Here is a 20,796-nt window from a genome sequence, read left to right on the forward strand (position 1 = left end):
ACTACGGTAATATCAGCTCGCCTTGGGCATTAAAACGGAATCGATTTTGATCCCAGCCTTGTCCAAAAAGTCTTAGCACTGAGCTGTAATAACTATCCGCAGTCAACTCCACTGCTTCAACACGTTGTCTTTGTATTGCGAGCTGGGTCGGATTATTTGCTAATAAGGGTAACAGAGCAGCAGTAAAACCAATAGAGCCTTTTCCTGTCGTTTTACCACTGAGAATATCAATTTTTTCTGGGGGATACCCCAATTGTTGCGTCAAATTAATAATAGGTAAAAAATGTTTTATCAATTGTGCTGCTTGAGGTGCATCCTGAGCTAACATTCCTACCCATAGATAGACCCGAATTGCATTATAACTGCCAACATTAGGGGACTTCAAATCAGGCTGCCAACCACTATTCTTTTTCCAAATAGCCCAATCCGGTGCAAACCCTTTGGGAGAAGTTTCTAATAGCAAACGTCTGCTATTACGTTCAATAACAGTCCATTTACTATTTAATTTGGCAAAGCGAGCAAATAACTGAGGAGGTAAATAACTTGGATTAACTCGCCAAGTTTTTTTAAAATTAAATCCAAATTGACCTGGAAGTACCATAAGTCCAAATCCCGGAATTTGAGCTACTTCTTCTTTGAGAATACGTTTGAGAAGCTCTTTACCCAAAGCATCATACCGCTTATTTTTCCACAAACGTCCTGCTTCAAGTAAATCATAAGCAATCCATAAGTCCGAGTCAGTCGCCGAATTACTGTCTAAAACGCTCCATTTCTTATTGGCATTTTGTCCCCATTCCCATGCAGGTAGCCGTTTTGTCAAATCACCGGCAGCAAGATTGTTTTCAGTCCAAAGTAATAATTTATCAAACATCGGTTGATCATTGGCAACCAAAGCAAAAAATAATCCATAACTTTGCCCTTCAGATGTTGTTTTTCTCTCAGGAAGTTGTGGATCAATGACTCGGCCATCCACGCTGATGTAATACTGCTTAAATTTATCCCAAATTGGCCATTGCGTATTTGCAATGACATTTGAAATAGGCATCATAGATAGGAGCCATAACAACAAAAATTTTTTAATTTTTGATTTAAAAATCACGCTTTATCCTGTTGACTACCATTTAAACGACGACGATTAATGACTGCCAAACCATTCCAAATCAAAAAGGTAACTAATATCGCAGCCAAAAGAGACAAAAGCGCCAAATTGATGGGATGTTTTTGCAATGAAAACCAAAAACGCTCTACCCATGGTAAATAGCCAAGATGATAGGTCTTGCCTACTCTGAAACTATCAATTCCAGAATTACGAATTACGGCGAGCGAACCAAAGACTTTATCAACATTTTTATTGTTAGATAGTGCATTATTGAGTAATTCAAAGCCCTGCTGATTTTCTGCCAAAAGAATAATAATACTGCGTTTATTGTTAAAGGGGGATTGAATGCCGAGAATTGCTGCCAAAGAACCCATGGCACTCATCGTAGTTTTACTCTCAGCAATGCTGAAAGGAGTCTCGCGATGTATATCAGGCATCGCATTGTTATTTAGAGGTTTTTTAATCCAATCCTGTGTTTTATTGATTAACAAATTGAGATCTTCATTATTTTTAAGCTCTTTGGGTAAAGACCCGATAATTAAAAGATCTGCATCTTTATTTTGAACCTGAGACCAATCATCTGTCAAAGTCATCGATAGAACAGGATAACCTGTTGCTGCACCAATATTACCCATAACATTCAATAAGGTGCTTAGCGCTTCAGGATGTGATTGCGGATCAATGTACACTATTGTTTGCGAGAGATCAGCCAGGATACTGAAAGGATAGCCTGAACTCATAAAAGCATTTAAATTAGGCATCGTAATGAAATGAGAATAATTAGATAAATTCAAAGTGGAAGAACGATCGATAAGCCCTGAATTGTTAATAACCTGATAGGTAATGCATTGTTCATTTTGCATTCCTCCAGCAATTTGAGTCCCATAAGCAAAATCAAAAGTGAATTGGTTGTGTGCTCCTAAATGTGCTGGAATATAGAGTCTTTGACTTGTTTCGGCCATATTATCAGAAAAAGTATGTTCCTGGTGCGACTCCAACTGATAACTTTTCACAAAAGAACCATTCAAGCTAATATTCAATTGTGACATGCTGGCAGCTGGGGGAATTGAGTAACGGTACTTTAAACGTAAATCAATGCCTCTGCCTTGATTAACAAACAAATCAGGAGGCACATTAAATCGAAGTGAAACGGGATAAGGGGTAAATCCTTTTGTTTGCAATTGTCCTTCAAATTCTTCTAATTTTGCAAAAGTTACTGGTTTATTAGTAGGAATCCAGTTGGGTGCGTCATAAGGCTGGCGATGTTCAAGCATTTTTACGTTATCAACCGTAACACGAGCTCCTCTAAAAAGAACATTACCTTGCACTATACCCTGAATGGCAGTCAATAAATCGCGTTCATCACGCCCTGAAATCAACAGTAATTTGATATAAGGATTATTGGGATGACTAATCATTTCGACGGTAGGGGCATTTACAGTCTTATAATCTTTCAAGAAATCAGGTCTTTGTTGGTTTGTGAATAATACTACAGCATTCCTTGTAGGAAGTTGATTCAACAAGACTGGAAAAGACGCTCCACGCCATAAGGCTTTACTCCCGAACCATGAGGTTAAAATTGCTGCGGCTCGTTGTTGCATCAAGCTGGGTTGGTTAGTAAACACGATAGGAAGATTTAATGGATTACTATCTAATGGATCAAAGAAAGGTTCTGGAAAATGGGATAGATCATTTTTCACGAGTAATGTTTGAAACGTCAATTCAAGAGAGCTGAGTTTATCAATATCTAACCATATTGAGCTGTGTGCTGGATTCTCACAAATTGATTTGTAGTGGCCAATAAACTCCAGTCTCAGACGATTGAAATCACTGACATAACGAGGATCTATAGGGATATCCACAGAATTTAATTTACCCAGTTGTTCGTCACTAATTGCAATAACAGTGACCAACTCTTCATTTAAATATATTTTGAGTTGCGATAATAAAGGAATAAGCGCCGGCGAAGGAATAAACTGCAGATGTAATACCGCTTGGGATATCAGCTCATCTTTACGCACCGTGAATTCTATATTTTTTCCAGTAGTAAAATTCCCTAAAGTAAAGTTGCCTTGTTGCTGATTTAAATTATTAAAATATAAATGGATTGTACGTGTTGGAGTATTGGTAGTGGTTGATAATATGGGCTGGGCCGCTTGCATGGAATTTGCTGATGCCGCAGAAGCAGCTTGCATAGGAATACTAGCTCCCGCTATGATCAGTAAAACAATCCAGATTATTTTTCTTATCATTATCTCATCCATTAGTTTTTATATTCTATTCCAATAACCCATGCTTAAGGATGGTTCTTTAATCTAGGCCTGTGAGGGAGGAATGTTCCCATCCAAATAATTGCATTAGTAAAGCTTATGAGCATCTTACGAACTCTAGCTGGTGTATATTCTATGATATCGTAATAACCACGCAAGTCCAGAACAAATACATCACGCATACTTTTCAGCGGCTTATCCTGACCAAACTCTTCCTGCCATAATGTCCAAACATCTGCACGAGCAAATGTACACTGAATGAAATCAATATTTTGTCTAAGGGAGAACTCATGTAATTGAATTCCTGCTTGATGATGAAATGTGTAAGCAATAGTTCCTGGGAAAGCAAATTCATCATCACCACGTCTGAGTAAAAGGGTTATCTCATCACCGGATTGAAACAAACCTTCAGTTTGCATATGTATTCCTACCCCTTTATCCGAATAATTTCGCAGGGTACATTGATACACATGACCATCAGCTCGCATAATTGCTGCTGGCATAACAAATGTTACCCGAGGTGCTCTCCGTCTTTGCCTGGCTTCAATACTTACACCCAACGCCCCACCAAGAATAGCAATGTTATATATAGACCAGATGGAAGTAATAAGCACCGCAAGAATTGTTGCGGCAGGATCAACTGACAAACGAAAGGCAGCCGCGATTAAACCTCCAATATTAATACATAATAAGACGATATAAGGTCGTGCTGTTATCCAATCTACATGCTCTTCTACATTGATATCCCCTTTGGGGGTTACGTTAAACTTTCCCTTACGTGGGTTAATTAAAGCCATGGTGGTAGGGACAGCAATGTACCAGGCCATTACCGTTTCATAAATTTCATTCCATAAAAAATGACGGAATCGGCCTTGAATTCGATCATTTGTTAAAACTGCATGTACGATATGAGGTATGGCATAAAGCAAAATCATCACTCCAGAAGCATAGACTACATAAGCATTCAAAACCAAAAATGCCGCAGGGGTAATGAAGAAAATTAAACGAGGAACCCCAGACAGAAAATGCAACATCGCATTAAAATAACAAAGACGTTGTCCTAAGGATAATCCTTTACCTAATAAAGGATTATCCATACGTAAAATTTGTACCATACCACGTGCCCAACGGATACGCTGGGCAACATGGTTTGCAAGGCTTTCTGTTGCCAAGCCGGCCGCTAAAGGAATACGAATATAAGCTGAGTTATAGCCAAGACGTTGAAGTCGCAATGAGGTATGAGCATCCTCAGTAACGCTTTCTACTGCCAAACCACCAATTTTTTCTAAAGCAGAACGTCGCATGAGACCGCTTGAGCCACAAAAATAAGTTGCGTTCCAGGTATCGTTCCCATCCTGTACCACACCATAAAATAACGAACTTTCATTTGGGGTTTTTCGAAAGGATTTCAAATTACGTTCGAAGGGATCAGGTGAGAAAAAATGATGAGGCGTTTGTAAAATTGCGAGATTAGGATCTTTTAAAAACCACCCAACAGTTAACTGCAAAAAAGGATGGGTAATGACATAGTCACAATCAAAAATTGCCACTAGGTCGCCACTTGTACGTTTTAAAGCATAATTAATATTGCCTGCTTTTGCATGTTCGTGGGTAGGACGCGCTATATAGTGTACCCCTACTTCCTCAGCAAATGCTTTGAATGCAGGGCGATTGCCATCATCCAAAATATATATATTCAGCTTTTCTTTTGGCCAATCCAGGCCTAAAGCGGAATAAACTCCTGGTTTTAATATACTCAAATCTTCATTGTAAGTAGTGATCATGATATCGACACTAGGCCACACAGAATGATCAGAAGGCAATGGCACAGGCTTACGATGTAATGGCCAAATACTTTGAAAATATCCTAATATCATAACCAACCAAATATAGGTTTCTGCAAAGATAAGTAAGCTTCCGAATACCGTGCTGGGTACATCATCCCATACTAAGGTATATGCATAGCGCCACCATAGATAACGACATGAAACAATTACAGAAAGAACAACTAACATAATCGTACACACGTGTCCAGGCGCTTTACGAATGCTCATCGCCATCACCCAGAGCAGGACTACAAAGATAAATTGAGCAATTGGTTTAAAAGGCTGGGTAATACAAATCAACAATATTATGGCTGAAAGAATACTGAGTACGATAAACAAAATACGCCGTACAATTCTGCTTGTGCGTTCAAAATTCATCGCTGTTCGTTTCGTTGCTCGGTTGCTTTCTATCTTATAAGGAAGCGTTTCTATCCAGGAATAATAATAATTAAGACCACGCTCTAAAAAACGGGTATTTTTTTTGCGTTCTGAATAGAAAAAAATAAACCATAAACCTTGAATTAAATAACGAACGATATCTCCGGCGCGTGGATGCTTTCTTGAAATATGAGGGAACCAAAAATGATGGTTATTAAGTACCCCTTGCCAATTGGGAGACTCCAACCTTAAAAAAGTCCAGCTGGTTATTTGTAATAAAATAATACTTATCGTAGTGAACAGCGAGGTATTATGCTGATGAAAATGATAATAAGTTTTCTCAATTTTTTTGTATCCATTATGTGATAAGAACAAATACAAGACTTTACTCATTATGCATCCCTAGAGTCATTGTTCATACACCAATTGGCTAATTCACTGAGATCATTGGCAATAAGACTATGAGCATGAAATTCGCCAATTGGCTTTTTGGCAGCAAGTGACTCTGCGATTGCTTCATCACTATGTAGTATTATTGGTAAAAAATTGGGCAATACCCGCTGCCACAATTGATACAGGTCTTTTTGTAATGACTTAGCGGGGGAAAAATGATTAATTAAAAAATAACAATGCTTCGGAATTTTTTGCTGATGCAAACGAGTATGACAATTAATGTCTGGGGTTAACAACAAGAATACAAAATCGGCGCTATCCAAGCCCTGCTGGGTCAATAATGTATCGTCAGATGGCAGATCAAGCAAAATCCAACGGTACTCATTTTTAGCCAATACATCCTCTATATTTTTTTGCCAAAAAAATGGATTTTTTTGCAGTTTATTTTCCAATTCAACTCGCTCAGCTTGAGTTATTTTCCCAAAAGACAAATAACTCAACTGATGGTTATAAGAGTGGATACTTTCTTTCCAGTCATGTTTATCCAGATATGAACGCCCCCACCCTTCTTTTTGTTCAAATGGCATATTAAAATGCAAGCGCAACAAATTATCTGTTGTGAAATCGATTACTAATACTGATTCATTCAACTGTTGTAAAGCCCAAGCCAACCCAGCAGCAATCGAAGTCACACCTACTCCACCGCGGAGTCCTTGTAGCGCAATTACTGGCATGCTTTTGTCCTATGTTATCTTTTTGAGCTTATGTCACTAAATTCTTTTAATATATACCAACGTTCTAATATTTCGGTAATAATTTGTTGTTTTGAAATATCTACATAACCTAACTGAGGTAAAGAATATATTCGACTCAGTACGTGCAAATCATCCTGAAGCCTAAGAGATTTCAGTCCATGAAGATCTGACATCTGACTCTTCATGTTATACCTTCTACAAACTGTGTATAAATTGGATTCACCCATTTAAAACATAGCTTGCTTTCGCAAAAAAATCAATTTTATCTCTAGTGTAAGGTTCTGATTCATCTGCTGATTTTTTATTATAAATAATGCCTCGGAATTCAGCTTAAAATGGAAAATGTCTGCTTTTCTTAACCAGTCTTTGGTGAAGCAGGCAATGCTGCCTGCCTTTTATCAATAAGTTCCTGCGCAGTAACAATAATTGGATTTTCTTGTACGTTTTCATCGGGATGATTTTGCTGGCGATACTCTATATATTTCTTTAATTCTTGTTCTCGCATAAAAATCTCAAATTCTTTGTAAAAAGCTTTCCCACCTTCTTCCCCAAGAATCTCAATAAATTGTTCATATAAACCTGTTTTGGGGTTACTATAAAAACAAATATCTAAAAATTTCTTCTGGTAAATATTAGAAAACTGATAGGGTTCTCCCACAAACTCAGGTATTTGTTTAAATAAGATATCGAGTCCCTTTGCCTGGGGTTCATTTTTGGCTTGCGCCAAAAGCTCAATCACCCCCTGACGTTTTTCTACTGGGACAATAATGGAGCGGATAGCCGCAAATTTCTTTTTTTCATCATTTAAAAAAGGAGCTCCCCCTACCCGCGCACCACGTTCAGCAAGTGATAACTTCATACTTCCATCCGCCATATTTTTTAACGTAGCAAGTACACTGTGCCCAGTAAAACCAGTTGCCTGAAAAGCCATATCTTCACGCTCCAACCGACTTAATATATCAACTGCCGTGGAGTCCGATTGAAGTTTATTCAATGCCAATAATAGTTGTCCAAACCGCTCAGAATACTCCGGATGTTTCTCCTGGATAAAATTCTTTAAATAGTCATTAAGAACCGCTACTCCTTCATCGAATAAACCCCAACCAAATTTGATCTCTGCATTAGGGAATTGAAGAAACTGAATCAGTTTTTCTCCGCCAAAGATGAAATAAAGTCTGCGTCGATTGTAATACTCCCAATAATCAATCTGATATGCATCAAAAAAACGTGTTACGGACTCCTGGGGAAGTGCATGCAAGTAAGCAATAGAAATCACTGTTTGACCTTTATTGTTTTTGGCCAAAACATCTGCCTTTGCTGCCATAAGCATAGATATTGCTACTGAATTTTGCGATTCAATAGCCGACAATAAAGCCGTATTACCTTGATCATTTCGTGCTTCAATCAACTGCATTTTTATGTGTGGCTGAGAGGTAACTAAACGCAGCATTTCCGCTAATCCATCATTTTGTTTCAGCCTAATTGCTGTGTGCAGAGGGGATTCATCTTTACTATTTTTTTCTAAAATCAAAGCTGGGCTGTGGCTTAGCAGGTATTCCATCGTATTTCCTAAATACCCTTTAGCCACTAATAAATGAAAAGCAGTATTTCCCTCTTCATCGCGGGCATCCAAGGAGCAACCCTTTTGATGGAAAAACTTAACGAGTTTACCGGAGTTCACTTCAGCAGCTGCTAATAAGGGGGTCTTCCCTTTAGCATTTTTATCTTCTAGTGAAAATAAACCTCGAGCAATTAGATGTTTCACAAGAGAAGTATTCCGGTATTTTATGGCCACAAAAAACAGGTTATCTCCTTCGCTGTCCTTATCATGAATAGAAGTAGGATCCTGATCCATGAAATAATCAACGAATGATACATAACCCAAACTTGCTGCCAACAGCATTGGGGTCATTTTATTTTCATTTGTCGCGGATAGAGAAGTGCCATGCTCTACTAACCATTGTGCCGTCGCTAAATCCCCTCGTCTTACTGCATCAAACAAAGCCAGTTCTTGTTCCTGGGCCGTACTATGAGTGACAAGCAAATCGGCTATATCGAATTTTTTTGCTTCCAATGCAAATTGGAACGCTGTTTTACCTTGCTTATTTTGAAGATCGGCAGGAACATTTCGTGCCAAGAGAAACTCTACGCAATCGGCATGTCCATTGCGAGCAGCTGCCATTAAGGCATTCTCACCCTTGTCATTAATAACCATGAGCTCAGCACTCTCTTTATCCAAAAATTTAAGTGTGTCTAATTGTCCCTGTTCAGCAGCAAGAAAAACTGCATTTTCCCCCTGCTTATTTTTTTGATGCAGATTCCCGCCTTTTGCAAGCAAGTAGTCAATAATTTTTGAATTCCCTCTCCCTGCGGCAATCATTAAAGGAGTATTGCCTTGATTATCGGTGACTTCGATTGCGAATTGTTCAGGAAATAATTGAATTGCATCTAATCGATCATTGTATGCAGCAAAATGGACACCGGACCAACCATTTTTAGTTTGATGATGAAGTAAAACTTCAGGAGTTCTTGCGATGCCCAAAAGAATAGTTAAAGCGGTTGCATCCAATGCGCTTGCAACCATAGTAATTTTATTTAGTCCTTCTTTACGAAAGCCAAACGGAGATACCTTCTTTAGTTGTTCATAATTTTTTGCAACAACCAGCTTACTTGAGTCACTTAATTGTGGATTTGATTCTAATAACGGCTTGGTCTTTGATGATGAATAGATATAGGAACATTCTAGAGGAGTGAACCCATTGTCATTAGAAGTCTTCAAAATTGGGCTATTCAGTTCCTCAGCCCTATCTATAATAATTTGCAGAATTTCAGGTTGATCGTAGATTGCAGCAAGATGCGCTAGCGTATTGCCCTCTTCATCAAAAATTAGAAAATCCTCATCCTCTACATTCAATATTAATTTTTTAAATTGCTCCAGATTCCCCTGCTTTATCGCAACTTTTAACTGTTCATTAATCATTGAACACATCCGCATCTATCTTTGCTATAAAGAAAAGTATAGTTGGTATGGAGAGAATCTACATAAAACTCGTATTGATTGGACAGTAGACTTTTGTTACAAAATGAAAAAACACCGTCTTTACAAATGAAATGAAGCAAAGACGATATTTTATCGATTGCCCCCTAAATTATCTGTTTTGATAGCGAATTAGCTCACGTAAAACAGCAGTAGCATAAGAGCCTGCAGGCAAACTAAAAGACAGTTCAGCGGTATTTTCCTTAATGAGACAAGTAAACTGTTCTACATGCAGGATATTTGCGCGCCAATCTTCCTCCAAACCATAATGTTCTAACCCTGTTATCCATGGCTGCCAATCATGATAAATTTTATTAACTAAATCCAACGCCTCATGCTTTATCTTATGTTTGCTTTGCCCTGGTAAAGGACTTGCGGGGGAAATATCTTTATTTTTAATCCTTTGTAACAGTTCATTGTCTACATTATCAATAACAAAAATACTGTTAGATCCTTGAAGCTGCATCACATCACTGATATAGGCGCGGTTTTTTGGACGAAAAAAGGTAATTTTTAAGAGCTATTCTTCTAAGTAACAGAGGAGAATAGAATGAGCAAAAAAAGAAACTATTACACGGCATCAAAAAAATCAAAGATAGCAGTTGCGGCAATTGAAGGAAAATTGACTCAGGCTCAACTGACCAGCGAATACGGTGTGCATCCTACCCAAATTAAAGCATGGAAGCAAACAGCATTGCAGGCTATTTCAGATGCTTTTTCCAATTCTCATGATAAGGATAAAAAAGAGCAAGCCGAGCTTGTTGGTGCTTTGTATGAGGAAATTGGTCGACTTCAAGCCCAATTATCATGGTTAAAAAAAAAGACTGCCACTGAGCTTGGATGAAAAGCGTAAGCTGATTGATAGCAACGCTGAAATATCAATCCGAGAACAATGCATGCTACTCGGATTGAGTATTTCCAGTTATTATTACAAAGCGTCTCCTATATCAGCAGAGGACGAGCGGCTCATGGCGCTGTTAGACGAGCATTATCTCCAGTATCCATGTGAAGGTAAAGTGAAGCGCGCACAATGGTTGTCCCTTGAAGTTGGCTATCCTGTTGGTAAACGACGCATCAAGAGACTCATGGAGGCTATGGGATTAGAAACCGTCTACCCAAAGCCAAATACAAGCGTTCCCAATAAAGAGCACACCGTGTACCCCTATCTATTACGTGACATCGATATCACTAAGCCTAATCAGGTCTGGGCTGCTGATATTACCTACGTGCGTATGAAGGGAGGCCATGTTTACTTGGTTGCCATCATGGACTGGTATAGTCGGTATGTGCTTCAATGGGCGGTGTCCCCAACATTAGAAGCAGAATTTTGTGTAGAGGCGCTAAAAAACGCGTTATTACAGGGGCGGTGTGATATTTTTAATACCGATCAGGGTGCTCAGTTCACGTCTAATGATTGGATCAATACCTTGAAGGCCCACAAAATCTCTATCAGTATGGATGGGCGCGGCCGATACCTCGATAATATTTTCATAGAACGTTTATGGCGCAGTGTTAAGCAAGAAAAACTCTATCGGTATGATTTCGAAACAATCGAAGAGATAGAGCTGGAATTAGCTGAGTATTTTGAATATTATAACAACCGAAGACTCCATCAGTCTTTTGGATATTTAACACCAGCTCAAGTGTATTTCGGACACCCTAGTACGGTTTCTAAAACATAGTTCGGTGTGTCATGGCTTACCCACAGGGTCCACAGGCCTATCCGAGACGATGAAGGCTCTACTGGCCTATGGACTTGTGGATAAGCCATTCTGTGAGAGCAGGAGTTAATAAACCAATTCGGAATAGCTCTTATTTTTCCTGAATTTTGTTCCAGATTACCAGACCTAGATTACACCAGGCAAGGGTATATCCCAACATTGCTCTCTGATACGACGAGATAAAATTAAATTATAAATCCATGAACGTGCGGCAGAACAATACATCCCTCGTAGAAATCGATCCTTAACTTTATAGCCATGAACAAGCATTTCTTCTGCTTTTAACAAATTACCTGCATCTCGACCAAATCGTTGCTCGCCAAAATAATTAGGAACACCTTTCTCTTTAATGCGATCGATACGCTCTAACAAGTCTTCTTTATGGGAAATTTCGCGCAAACGTACAAGAAAATGATTTCCCGTTAGAAAGCCTGGTCTTAATTTTTTATGATGACGAATGCACTCCAAAACACACCAACCAGGCCCTGCAAGTTGCGCAACTCCTGGAATTTCTTCACCAGGAGCATGGATACTCAACCATTGAGTGGTTAATGCTTGCCTGTCTTTTAATCCCGCATAGCCAATTGACTTGATTGGCTTTTTCAATAGTCTTGCTACTGATTTAACTACTTCTAGGGTTGTTACCCCTTTTTTCTCAATTTTAAGGAGAATATGTTCCCCTGCCCCAGAAAATGGGCTATCAAAAAATTCATTTACTTGGAAGTCTTCAGGAGTAAATTTAAAATAAGCCGTAGATTTTGGTAATCCATAAGCATATAACCAATCTAGAGAATACATACATCAACCTTTTCTAAATCCATAAATACTTTTATCAAAAAATTGATAAAAAACTATATAATTCAATTAATTTTAAGTGCATACTTAAAATTAATTTGTAAAATCTATATTAATTGTTACTAAATGGATAGATTAACAATGAATGCAACATTTCCACCAATACGCAAAGCAGTATTTCCCGTTGCCGGTTTAGGAACTCGATTTTTACCGGCTACAAAAACAGCCCCCAAAGAAATGTTAACTGTAGTTAATAAGCCTTTGATTCAATATGCGGTTGAAGAGGCTTATGCAGCAGGCATTCGGCAAATGATTTTCGTAACCTGCCATAACAAACGTGCTATTGAAGATCATTTTGATTTAGCTTATCAATTGGAGAATGAACTGCGCCTCCATGATAAAAATGAATTATTATCCATCGTACAATCAGTTACACCTTCTGACATGGAATGTTTTTATGTACGCCAGGCAAAACCCCTTGGACTAGGACATGCGGTTTTATGTGTTGAAAAAATCGTTTGCAATGAAGCATTTGCTGTCATTCTTGCCGATGATTTAATGTCGAGCACTACACCAGTGATTCAACAATTAACGAACATGTATGAGCAATATGGTCATAGTATTGTTGCGGTAGAAAGTATCCCTCAGGAATTAACAGAATGTTATGGTATTATTCAAGGTGCAGAGTGGGATAAGAACCTTTTAAGTATTCATCATTTAGAAGAAAAACCTAAACCGCATCTTGCTGCATCAAATATTGCCATTGTAGGTCGTTATGTTCTTACCCCAGGTATTTTTGAACAAATCAGAAAATTACCTCATGTGGAGCATAAAGAAATTCAATTAACTGATGCAATTAATGGTTTGCTAAAAAAAGAAACCGTATTGGCTCTACCCTATGATGGAAAACGCTACGACTGCGGGAGCGTTCTCGGTTTTCTAAAAGCTAATGTAGATTTAGGAAAAGAGCATCCAACTGAGGGAGAAAAATTTTCCAAATGGCTTTTAGCCTAGACAGGGCTTGTTTACTTTTCGTTAGCTTGAACCAAAATGGCTTGATTTTCCAATACCGAAGCGCAGCATGCACCCAGTGGTGAAGAGCGGAAAATAATCAGGACCGTTTGGCCAAGGTATTAGAAAGGGAAACCGTCCCTAATTTGATTGAGATATATATATGGAACAGCTTACAAAAATGAATACCTGGAAAAAACTCGAAAAATTCGCCAAAACATACGTTCATCATAATCCAGAAATAAAAAATCATTTTATATCCAATGACAATATTACTCTGGATTACGGCGGGCAACATGTTAATGCCCAGATTATGGATTCACTTCTTGAGCTTGCGAATGAATGTCATCTGCATGAACATATCAATGCCATGATGAGTGGAAAATCCATTAACAACACAGAAAATAGGCCAGTCTTACACACAGCTCTTCGTGCCCCAGAAAATAAAGCCATATGGGTTGATGAACATAACGTGATTCCTGAGGTAGTTAAGGTTCGTAACACAATGAAGGATATCTCCACAAAAATTAGAAACGGAGAATGGCTGGGTTACTCCGGAAAACCTATTACTGATATCGTTAATATAGGGATTGGTGGTTCCATGCTTGGCCCTTTCTTTTGTATTAATGCATTAAGTGATTACGTCACTGACAAATTAGGCTTTCATTTTATCTCCGATATTGACCCTAATGCATTTTCACGTGCTACTGCGAAACTCAATCCTGAGACCACCCTATTTATTATTTCCTCGAAATCGTTTACCACCCCAGAAACCTTATCTCATTTCCAAAAGGCTTTGTCGTGGATTAACCAGGATCACTATTTCAATCAGCATTTTATTGCAATCACGTCACAGGTTAAAAAAGCACAAGAAATGGGTTTTGAAACGATTCTCCCCATCTGGGATTGGGTTGGAGGGCGTTACTCTTTCTGCTCAGCGATTAATTTAATTTCCTGTATTGCCGTTGGTTTTGATAATTTTTCAGAAATCCTTAACGGAGCATACAGCATGGATGTGCATTTTTGCACTGAGCATTTTGAAAAAAACCTACCTGTTTTTATGGCTCTAGTAGGTATATGGAATATTAATTTTTTAAACATTAATAACTTGCTGGTTATGACTTATTCCCAAGATTTACAACACTTTGTTCCTTATCTCCAGCAACTGGACATGGAAAGTAATGGAAAGTCGATAAACAAACAAGGCCGTAGAGTAGATTATGCAACAGGCCCCATCATTTGGGGGGGACTAGGTAATCACGCGCAACACAGTTACTATCAGCTGTTGTGCCAAGGAACTCATAAAATTGCAGCTGATTTAATTTGTCTTCGTAGTTTTGATGACGATGTAATCAATAAAATATGTCGAGCCCACAAGGAAGTTTTAACAAAAGGCGGGAATCATAGCGAGAATCCTCATAGTTATATTCCTGGGGAAATACCCGTAAATCTTCTCTGTTTGAACGATTGCTCTCCAAGAACTCTTGGCTCATTGATTGCTTTATACGAGCATAAAATTTTTGTTCAAGGCGTGATTTGGAATATTAATTCATTTGATCAGCCTGGGGTTGAGAGTTCTAAAGAAATAATTCGACAAAATAATTGGATTACCTAATGTCTAGAGGCAGATTCGGTTTATTATTGTTTAGCTTCATAGCTTTTAAAGCTGTTGCTGACGATTTTAACCCGAAACAAATGTTATTAGATCAAGTCATTTGGGGCGAAACCTATTACCGGGATGATTTTGTTAAGAATTCACTGGAGCGATTACAATTAATCGCTCCTAATGATCCCGAGGTTCTCGCTGCACGGATTAGGCTTGCAATAAGACAAAAAAATTTGGTTTTAGCGGAGGAATTGCTTGATGAATTAAAACAAAAAGCACCTAATTCAGAAGCTTACAAACAAGCCAATATGAGTTTACTTCTAACTCAGCCTACCGCCAAACAAAAACTCCAGCAAGCAAGAATAATGGCACTGTCTGGGCATCTGAGTTCAGCAAAAGCTCAATATGATGCGCTTTTCCATGGTGATTTCCCCACCCTGGAATTAAGTTCTGAATATTGGCGCCTCGTTTCCTACATTCCTACAGAGCGTCAAAATGCATTCAACCATTTGCAAACACTCTATAATTTTTTAAATCTTCATAAAATTTATTCTAACAATAACAATCAAGACAATTGGACTTATGGACTCAAAGAAAGGCTTTCAGGATTATGGGTAGCCAGTGGAGATGCCGCATTTCGAACAGGTAATATGGATTTGGCGCAAAAAAAATATCAGCAGGCCATTCTCTTGGATCACACAAATTATTATGCTTGGGTTGGAATAGGTGAAGTAGCATTTGCTCGCAAAAATTTTGTTGATGCTGAAAAAGCATACAAACAAGCTTTGCTCGTTAGTCCTGGTAAGAGTAGCGCCGTTTATGGACTTTTAGGAATCTATAAACGTCAATCCTTGAAAAAAGCACTGGATTACCTCAATAGTTTACCGGACGATTTGAAAAGTAAATTTAATGATGCGCGACGCAGTTTAGAGAGTTCCATGCTACAAGAGCAAGCGGATCAATTTGCCAGAAAAAATCAATGGCAAAGAGCAATCGAAAAGTACAGCCAGGCAGAAAACCTCGATCCCAATGATGTATGGTTAACTTACCATTTCGCATTAGCATTGAATCATGTAGGCAATTTTAAAAAAGCAAATGACCTGTTTCAGAAGTTGAACTCGAAACAAACAAAAGATCCGACTCGGGCATATGCTTATGCGCTTTACTTATCAAGTATCGACAAGCTACAACAAGCACTGGACCAACTTCATACCATTCCGCAAAAACAATGGAATGAAGGCATGCGTCAAATGGCACAACGTCTGACTACCGAATTGATTTTACAACATGCACAAAAATTGCGAGATGATGGAGATAAACAAGCTGCAATCGCCTATTTAATGCATCAAACCCAAACTACACCCATCAAGCTAACCTTGGCTGATTGGGCTTTTAATGATGGGGCATTTACAGCAGCCTTGAATTATTATCAGGACGTCAAAACCCATGAACCACTTAATACTGATGCCAACTTGGGGGTTATTGAATCGCTAATTGCTATGGGAGACAAGAAAAAAGCCCATCAATTGCTGGAAGAACAGCAAAAAATAAAATTAACATACAATTATAACATGCAAAGAAGATTAGCAAATGCATGGAATGCAGTAGGCTATCCACAAAAAGCATTACCTATTTTTAATCGGCTTAAACGAGAAAATGTCAATGCCGCCCCTAGTCAAGATAGCGCCCTCATATTTCGTGATGCGGCACGTTTAGAGACTCAACTTCGTATGCCTAAACTGGCTCAAGAAGATTACAAAAAAGCGATGGTTGAAAGTGATATTACATCGGTTTGGCCTGCCAGCAATGATTATTATACTTTATTGACCCGCAATCAAGCAGGAGACGATTGGCTTAAACGCAGCATTAGGTCTGATGCAGGCCTTCTTTATCAACAACAAGAAACACGCATTACAATCGATCAAGATTACTGGCGGCTAACAGGTAACGCTGGAACCTCTGATCTACGGGCTGAAGATACCATAGCCCAAGCAGATTGGGGCTACGCAAACGGACGCGCATTTTTTAGAACGGATACGGTTAGTTTGGGTGCAGGAAGTTTTACTACAGTTAATGGCTTGTATTTTGACGACTTTGGAACGTGTAATATTAACGGCTGCTCAACCGGCATAGCGCAAAAAACAAACGGAGTCAGCTTTGATGGAGGATGGCAAAATCGGGTTTGGGGATTCGATGCGGGCGCAACCCCGATAGGATTCCCTGTGAATAATTTCATTGGTGGTATCAATTACAGCGGTGAAATAAATCATATTGGCTGGACAATCACAGCGTCACAACGCCCCATGACCAACTCGTTACTTTCTTTTGCAGGTGCAAAAGATCCAAATACAGGAGTCGTATGGGGAGGAGTTGTAGCCACAGGACTTACCTTATCACTAAGTTATGATCGGGGTGAAGCAAACGGTTTGTGGGCTAATATCATTGGCAGTGAATTAACTGGGAAAAATGTACCGTCGAATCAGCGCATTCTTCTTATCGATGGTTATTATTACAAACTCATCAATGAAGACAATCGCCGTTTTATCATTGGACTCAATAATATGGTTTGGCACTATGATAAAAACCTATACGGTTTTAATCTTGGGCAAGCAGGATATTTTAGCCCAGATTTCTACTTGTCGTTCACCATTCCAATTGATTACCGCAAACGAACAGCAAACTGGTCTTATGAATTAGGTGGCACTGTAACCTGGTCGTATGATACTACTAAAAATCTATTGGCATACCCATTACCAAACCTTATTCCAAATTTTAACAGTTCACAAAACTCCATCCAAACAGGTGGTAATGGTACGGGCTATGGTTATTCTTTGCTTGCATTGATAGAACGTCGACTTGGTTCACATTTTGTAGTCGGAGGAATGGTAGATATTCAACGCTCAACAGACTATACTCCAAGCCATCTCTCTCTGTTCCTTCGTTATTCATTTGAAGGATGGATGGGGGATATGGACATGCCTATCATCCCCTTAGTACCCTATTCTAATTTCAGATAAAGTGAGTTACATATTGAGTCATCTGACGAAATCCAGATAAATTTCTGCCGTGAGAAAAAAGCACTGACGTTCACCTAAGAAACACAATGATATTAGAAAATCACTCAGGATAAGGCACCCAATCACTGTCACCTTTTAATAAAATATAAAATTTGCCTTGATATTTCATTACAGTAACGCCCTCATTAGATGAAACAAAGGCTGTTTGGGGTAAGTTTTTTGTTATTGTTTCTAAATTAACATTATCCTGATTAAATAACTTTCCATCAACCAAGCGAGCCATTAACTCTGAAACAGCTAGATAGCTACTGGGTTCATTGATTTGAATTGGGGCTGGCTTTGTTTTCAAACCAATAAATTTAATTCCAACAGGAATGTGCGTAATACTCGGGCTGGGGATATCACGTAAGCCTGGCATTTGTAATTTATCACCCACAAGGTTGGCTCCATGTTCGGGAATAAAGACAACCACTGCTTTACGACCTGCTTTCTCTAATGCAGTAAAGAAGTTCATTGTTTGATCTAAAAGTCTTTGCGCCCGCGGTGCATAAGGTGCAGGTGTATTATTGCCAATATAAGTATTGCCATCATGGAGAGAAATTTCATTGTAATAGGTAACACTGCGTTTTTGTTCTGACGTGTCTTGTTGTTTAAGCCAGCGCTCGAGTAATTGCCCATCATCTGAAAGTAATTTTCCATCAAATGAAACAAGATCAGGAGAAATACCTGCTCTCGGTAGCATCGATACATCATCTAAGCCACCATATTTTTTAATCTCTCCGATAAAATCACCAAATAATCCCTCATGGTCAAGCATAAACTCCGGAGAAAATCCAAGTTTAGCCAAGTTATCCAAAATATAACAATAAGGAGCTACAGGCTTATAAAGATCAGCATGGGGTGTTTGGCCGCAGCTCGCACGTAATAAACGAATCGCTGCAGGACCACTATATGATGCGGCTGAATTGAACTGATTAAACAAAATATCAAATTTGCTCCATATGGGATGATTTCTTAAATGAGACGCATCGATATCTGCCCAGGCAAGAGAACAAATTTGAATAAACATGATATCAAAAGGCTGAGCATCAGCAGAAAGAGCGCTGGGAAAAATAGTTCGTAAACCTTTTTGCTGCGCATAAAATTGATTCAGATAAGCATTAAGATTCTCATTAGTTGGGGGCAAATTGCTGTTCAGCTCTATTTCACCTGAGTTATTCTCCAACTTAGTTGAGTTAGTCTCCACCTTAGTTTGTTGATTATTAGCAACCATTCTATTTTGTACGGGCAGAAGATTAATGGACGGCCCCATTAGCGTGATGATGTTTAACCAAGTGAGTGCAATCACTGTAAACGTGGTTATTCGAATCCATTGCGAAAGAAACAGATATGCTACTAATAATACAAAAGCCATACCTATGAGTTCCCAATTAAGAAATCGATTGACTAACTCAAGAAGATAGCCAGAGCTAAAAGCAAAAAGATTAGTGCCTTGACCAGTAATGGTACTTATTCCAGGCAGCCAGGTATCATGATAAAACACCACAAAACCTATTGGAATGGCGATCCAGTTACGACAACGATGAAGGAAATTTGAAGGCAACGGAAAAAGTAAAAAAGCTAAAAAAACTAAATTAATAAAAGGATGAAAATTTAAATATCCAGCCCATAAAAGTGCAAATTTCACCAAAAAATAATAGTTCCACCCATCAATATCTCGCCACCTGACATAAGTTTTTTGTTGTATTTGTACTGTGTCCGTCATTATTATTTCTTGTCCGTAATAATCAATATGGTTCTATAATCTGGAGCATCAATACCCTACCAATACTGAGAGGAGAATTGATTTTTTAATTTTCAGTGTAACAGGATACATAATATATTCAATGTATTGTATTTATTTTTCAGAACCGATTTCGTCTCGTTTCTTGACATCACCCTATCCATCTTGGTATTTTGTAGAAAATTCAAATTATAAGACAATATGTTTAAAAATAAATCCATTGCCATTATTGGGGCAGGTCATTTGGGTAGTGCTTTGGCACGAGGTCTCATTAAAAGTGGTCACCCAGCAAGCTCGATAACATTCAGCAATCGTGATCCCAGTAAATCCGAACGTTTGGTTAAAGAATTAGGTGTTCTATCAGCAAAAACCAATACCCAAGCGATGATGAATGCAGAGATTCTTATTCTTGCAGTAAAACCTCAATTTATGCAGGCTGTATGTAGGGAAATTGCTCCTAGCATCCAACAAAAACAACCTATAATTATTTCTTTGGCCGGCGTAATCGGCATCGACAGCATGAAAAAATGGCTTAATAAAAAAGAGCTAGCGATTACTCGGGTCATGACAAATACTCCAATCGAGTTTTGTAAAGGAACCTCGGCATTGTTTGCATGTCCTTCAGTAACTCCTGAGCAACAGCGATTGGTTGAAACTCTTTTTAATGAAGTGGGATATACATTTTGGGTAAATCAAGAATCCATGATCGACTCACTTACAGCTCCCGTTGGTTGTGCGCCAGCCTATGTTTTTCTTTTCCTCGAAGCATTACAAGAGGCAGCAATAAGTAGAGGAATTCCTGAGGAGCTCTCGGAAAAAATTGCCTTAGAATCCGTATTAGGTGCCGCTGAGCTGGCCAAAAAATCCGGGCGTTCGTTTGCTCAATTGCGCGCAGGTGTCACTACTCCGCATGGTGTGACGGCTCATTCTTTAGAAAAACTGTCATTTACTGATTTTTTTGACCTCTTTAAGCAAATCTTTGCAGCCGCTGAAGAACGTATAGAACAAATAACCCACTCATTAAATACGGATGTATAAGATGAAGCTGCTGTAATCCGGGTCCAACGTATAGCGGAACCTGGGTTATCGCTTTGCCAACATTCGA

General features: G+C 38.7%; 14 protein-coding genes and 1 pseudogene. 6 read left to right on the forward strand and 9 right to left on the reverse strand.

Annotated features, from left to right (window positions below; all coding sequences use genetic code 11):
• Window position 1 precedes the first annotated feature (1 nt).
• The 7 genes from bcsZ to truD form a co-directional block, all read right to left on the reverse strand.
• Window positions 2-1,048 carry a cellulose synthase complex periplasmic endoglucanase BcsZ gene (gene bcsZ / locus OQJ26_RS05490; protein WP_416209946.1) on the reverse strand — a complete coding sequence of 349 codons (1,047 nt, stop codon included), beginning with the start codon at window positions 1,046-1,048 and terminating at the stop codon, window positions 2-4.
• A gap of 47 nt (window positions 1,049-1,095) precedes the next feature.
• Complete coding sequence (gene bcsB / locus OQJ26_RS05495) at window positions 1,096-3,351, reverse strand: cellulose biosynthesis cyclic di-GMP-binding regulatory protein BcsB (RefSeq protein ID WP_265702894.1); 2,256 nt, start codon at window positions 3,349-3,351, stop codon at window positions 1,096-1,098.
• 44 nt (window positions 3,352-3,395) lie between these two features.
• Window positions 3,396-5,966, reverse strand: a complete 2,571-nt coding sequence (bcsA, locus tag OQJ26_RS05500; RefSeq protein ID WP_265702895.1) for a UDP-forming cellulose synthase catalytic subunit — start codon at window positions 5,964-5,966, stop codon at window positions 3,396-3,398.
• The gene (gene bcsQ, locus OQJ26_RS05505) at window positions 5,966-6,700 is read right to left on the reverse strand and encodes a cellulose biosynthesis protein BcsQ (RefSeq protein ID WP_265702896.1); all 735 of its coding nucleotides are present in this window, start codon (window positions 6,698-6,700) and stop codon (window positions 5,966-5,968) included. The genes bcsA and bcsQ overlap by 1 nt, the downstream gene beginning before the upstream one ends.
• 14 nt (window positions 6,701-6,714) lie before the next feature.
• On the reverse strand, window positions 6,715-6,906 hold the full coding sequence (gene bcsR / locus OQJ26_RS05510; RefSeq protein WP_265702897.1) for a cellulose biosynthesis protein BcsR: 192 nt from the start codon (window positions 6,904-6,906) through the stop codon (window positions 6,715-6,717).
• 170 nt (window positions 6,907-7,076) lie between these two features.
• On the reverse strand, window positions 7,077-9,701 hold the full coding sequence (locus tag OQJ26_RS05515) for an ankyrin repeat domain-containing protein (RefSeq protein WP_265702898.1): 2,625 nt from the start codon (window positions 9,699-9,701) through the stop codon (window positions 7,077-7,079).
• Window positions 9,702-9,870: 169 nt separating this feature from the next.
• Window positions 9,871-10,269, reverse strand: a complete 399-nt coding sequence (truD, locus tag OQJ26_RS05520) for a tRNA pseudouridine(13) synthase TruD (RefSeq protein WP_416209947.1) — start codon at window positions 10,267-10,269, stop codon at window positions 9,871-9,873.
• Window positions 10,270-10,308: 39 nt separating this feature from the next.
• Between truD and OQJ26_RS19520 the strand changes: the two genes are divergently transcribed.
• Both OQJ26_RS19520 and OQJ26_RS05530 read left to right on the forward strand, forming a co-directional pair.
• A complete protein-coding gene (locus tag OQJ26_RS19520) occupies window positions 10,309-10,602 on the forward strand; it encodes a hypothetical protein (RefSeq protein ID WP_065235619.1) in 294 nt (97 codons plus the stop codon).
• A complete protein-coding gene (locus OQJ26_RS05530; RefSeq protein ID WP_082650874.1) occupies window positions 10,595-11,440 on the forward strand; it encodes an IS3 family transposase in 846 nt (281 codons plus the stop codon). The genes OQJ26_RS19520 and OQJ26_RS05530 overlap by 8 nt, the downstream gene beginning before the upstream one ends.
• Before the next feature lie 174 nt (window positions 11,441-11,614).
• On the opposite strand, the pseudogene OQJ26_RS05535 reads toward OQJ26_RS05530, so the two are convergent.
• Window positions 11,615-12,277: pseudogene (locus OQJ26_RS05535) on the reverse strand (tRNA pseudouridine(13) synthase TruD); the annotation flags it as partial.
• A 138-nt stretch (window positions 12,278-12,415) separates the two neighbouring features.
• On the opposite strand from OQJ26_RS05535, the gene galU reads away from it, so the two are divergent.
• The 3 genes from galU to bcsC all read left to right on the forward strand — a co-directional run bounded on the left by galU (window position 12,416) and on the right by bcsC (window position 17,908).
• Window positions 12,416-13,288, forward strand: a complete 873-nt coding sequence (gene galU, locus OQJ26_RS05540) for a UTP--glucose-1-phosphate uridylyltransferase GalU (protein WP_265702899.1) — start codon at window positions 12,416-12,418, stop codon at window positions 13,286-13,288.
• Window positions 13,289-13,448: 160 nt separating this feature from the next.
• Window positions 13,449-14,900 carry a glucose-6-phosphate isomerase gene (gene pgi / locus OQJ26_RS05545; protein ID WP_265702900.1) on the forward strand — a complete coding sequence of 484 codons (1,452 nt, stop codon included), beginning with the start codon at window positions 13,449-13,451 and terminating at the stop codon, window positions 14,898-14,900.
• The gene (gene bcsC / locus OQJ26_RS05550) at window positions 14,900-17,908 is read left to right on the forward strand and encodes a cellulose synthase complex outer membrane protein BcsC (protein WP_265702901.1); all 3,009 of its coding nucleotides are present in this window, start codon (window positions 14,900-14,902) and stop codon (window positions 17,906-17,908) included. The genes pgi and bcsC overlap by 1 nt, the downstream gene beginning before the upstream one ends.
• Before the next feature lie 100 nt (window positions 17,909-18,008).
• Here the strand turns inward: bcsC and bcsG are convergent, their stop codons facing one another.
• Window positions 18,009-19,673, reverse strand: a complete 1,665-nt coding sequence (bcsG, locus tag OQJ26_RS05555; RefSeq protein WP_265702902.1) for a cellulose biosynthesis protein BcsG — start codon at window positions 19,671-19,673, stop codon at window positions 18,009-18,011.
• 219 nt (window positions 19,674-19,892) lie between these two features.
• Between bcsG and proC the strand changes: the two genes are divergently transcribed.
• The gene (proC, locus tag OQJ26_RS05560) at window positions 19,893-20,729 is read left to right on the forward strand and encodes a pyrroline-5-carboxylate reductase (RefSeq protein WP_265702903.1); all 837 of its coding nucleotides are present in this window, start codon (window positions 19,893-19,895) and stop codon (window positions 20,727-20,729) included.
• Window positions 20,730-20,796: the final 67 nt, after the last annotated feature.

Source organism: Legionella sheltonii, from assembly GCF_026191355.1.
GTDB lineage: Bacteria > Pseudomonadota > Gammaproteobacteria > Legionellales > Legionellaceae > Legionella > Legionella sheltonii.

Coding starts and splice junctions, on each gene's coding strand:
- bcsZ (WP_416209946.1), bottom strand. CDS start 1,048: ATGATGCCTATTTCAAATGTCATTGCAAATACGCAATGGCCAATTTGG.
- bcsB (WP_265702894.1), bottom strand. CDS start 3,351: ATGATAAGAAAAATAATCTGGATTGTTTTACTGATCATAGCGGGAGCT.
- bcsA (WP_265702895.1), bottom strand. CDS start 5,966: ATGAGTAAAGTCTTGTATTTGTTCTTATCACATAATGGATACAAAAAA.
- bcsQ (WP_265702896.1), bottom strand. CDS start 6,700: ATGCCAGTAATTGCGCTACAAGGACTCCGCGGTGGAGTAGGTGTGACT.
- bcsR (WP_265702897.1), bottom strand. CDS start 6,906: ATGAAGAGTCAGATGTCAGATCTTCATGGACTGAAATCTCTTAGGCTT.
- OQJ26_RS05515 (WP_265702898.1), bottom strand. CDS start 9,701: ATGATTAATGAACAGTTAAAAGTTGCGATAAAGCAGGGGAATCTGGAG.
- OQJ26_RS19520 (WP_065235619.1), top strand. CDS start 10,309: ATGAGCAAAAAAAGAAACTATTACACGGCATCAAAAAAATCAAAGATA.
- galU (WP_265702899.1), top strand. CDS start 12,416: ATGAATGCAACATTTCCACCAATACGCAAAGCAGTATTTCCCGTTGCC.
- pgi (WP_265702900.1), top strand. CDS start 13,449: ATGGAACAGCTTACAAAAATGAATACCTGGAAAAAACTCGAAAAATTC.
- bcsC (WP_265702901.1), top strand. CDS start 14,900: ATGTCTAGAGGCAGATTCGGTTTATTATTGTTTAGCTTCATAGCTTTT.
- bcsG (WP_265702902.1), bottom strand. CDS start 19,673: ATGACGGACACAGTACAAATACAACAAAAAACTTATGTCAGGTGGCGA.
- proC (WP_265702903.1), top strand. CDS start 19,893: ATGTTTAAAAATAAATCCATTGCCATTATTGGGGCAGGTCATTTGGGT.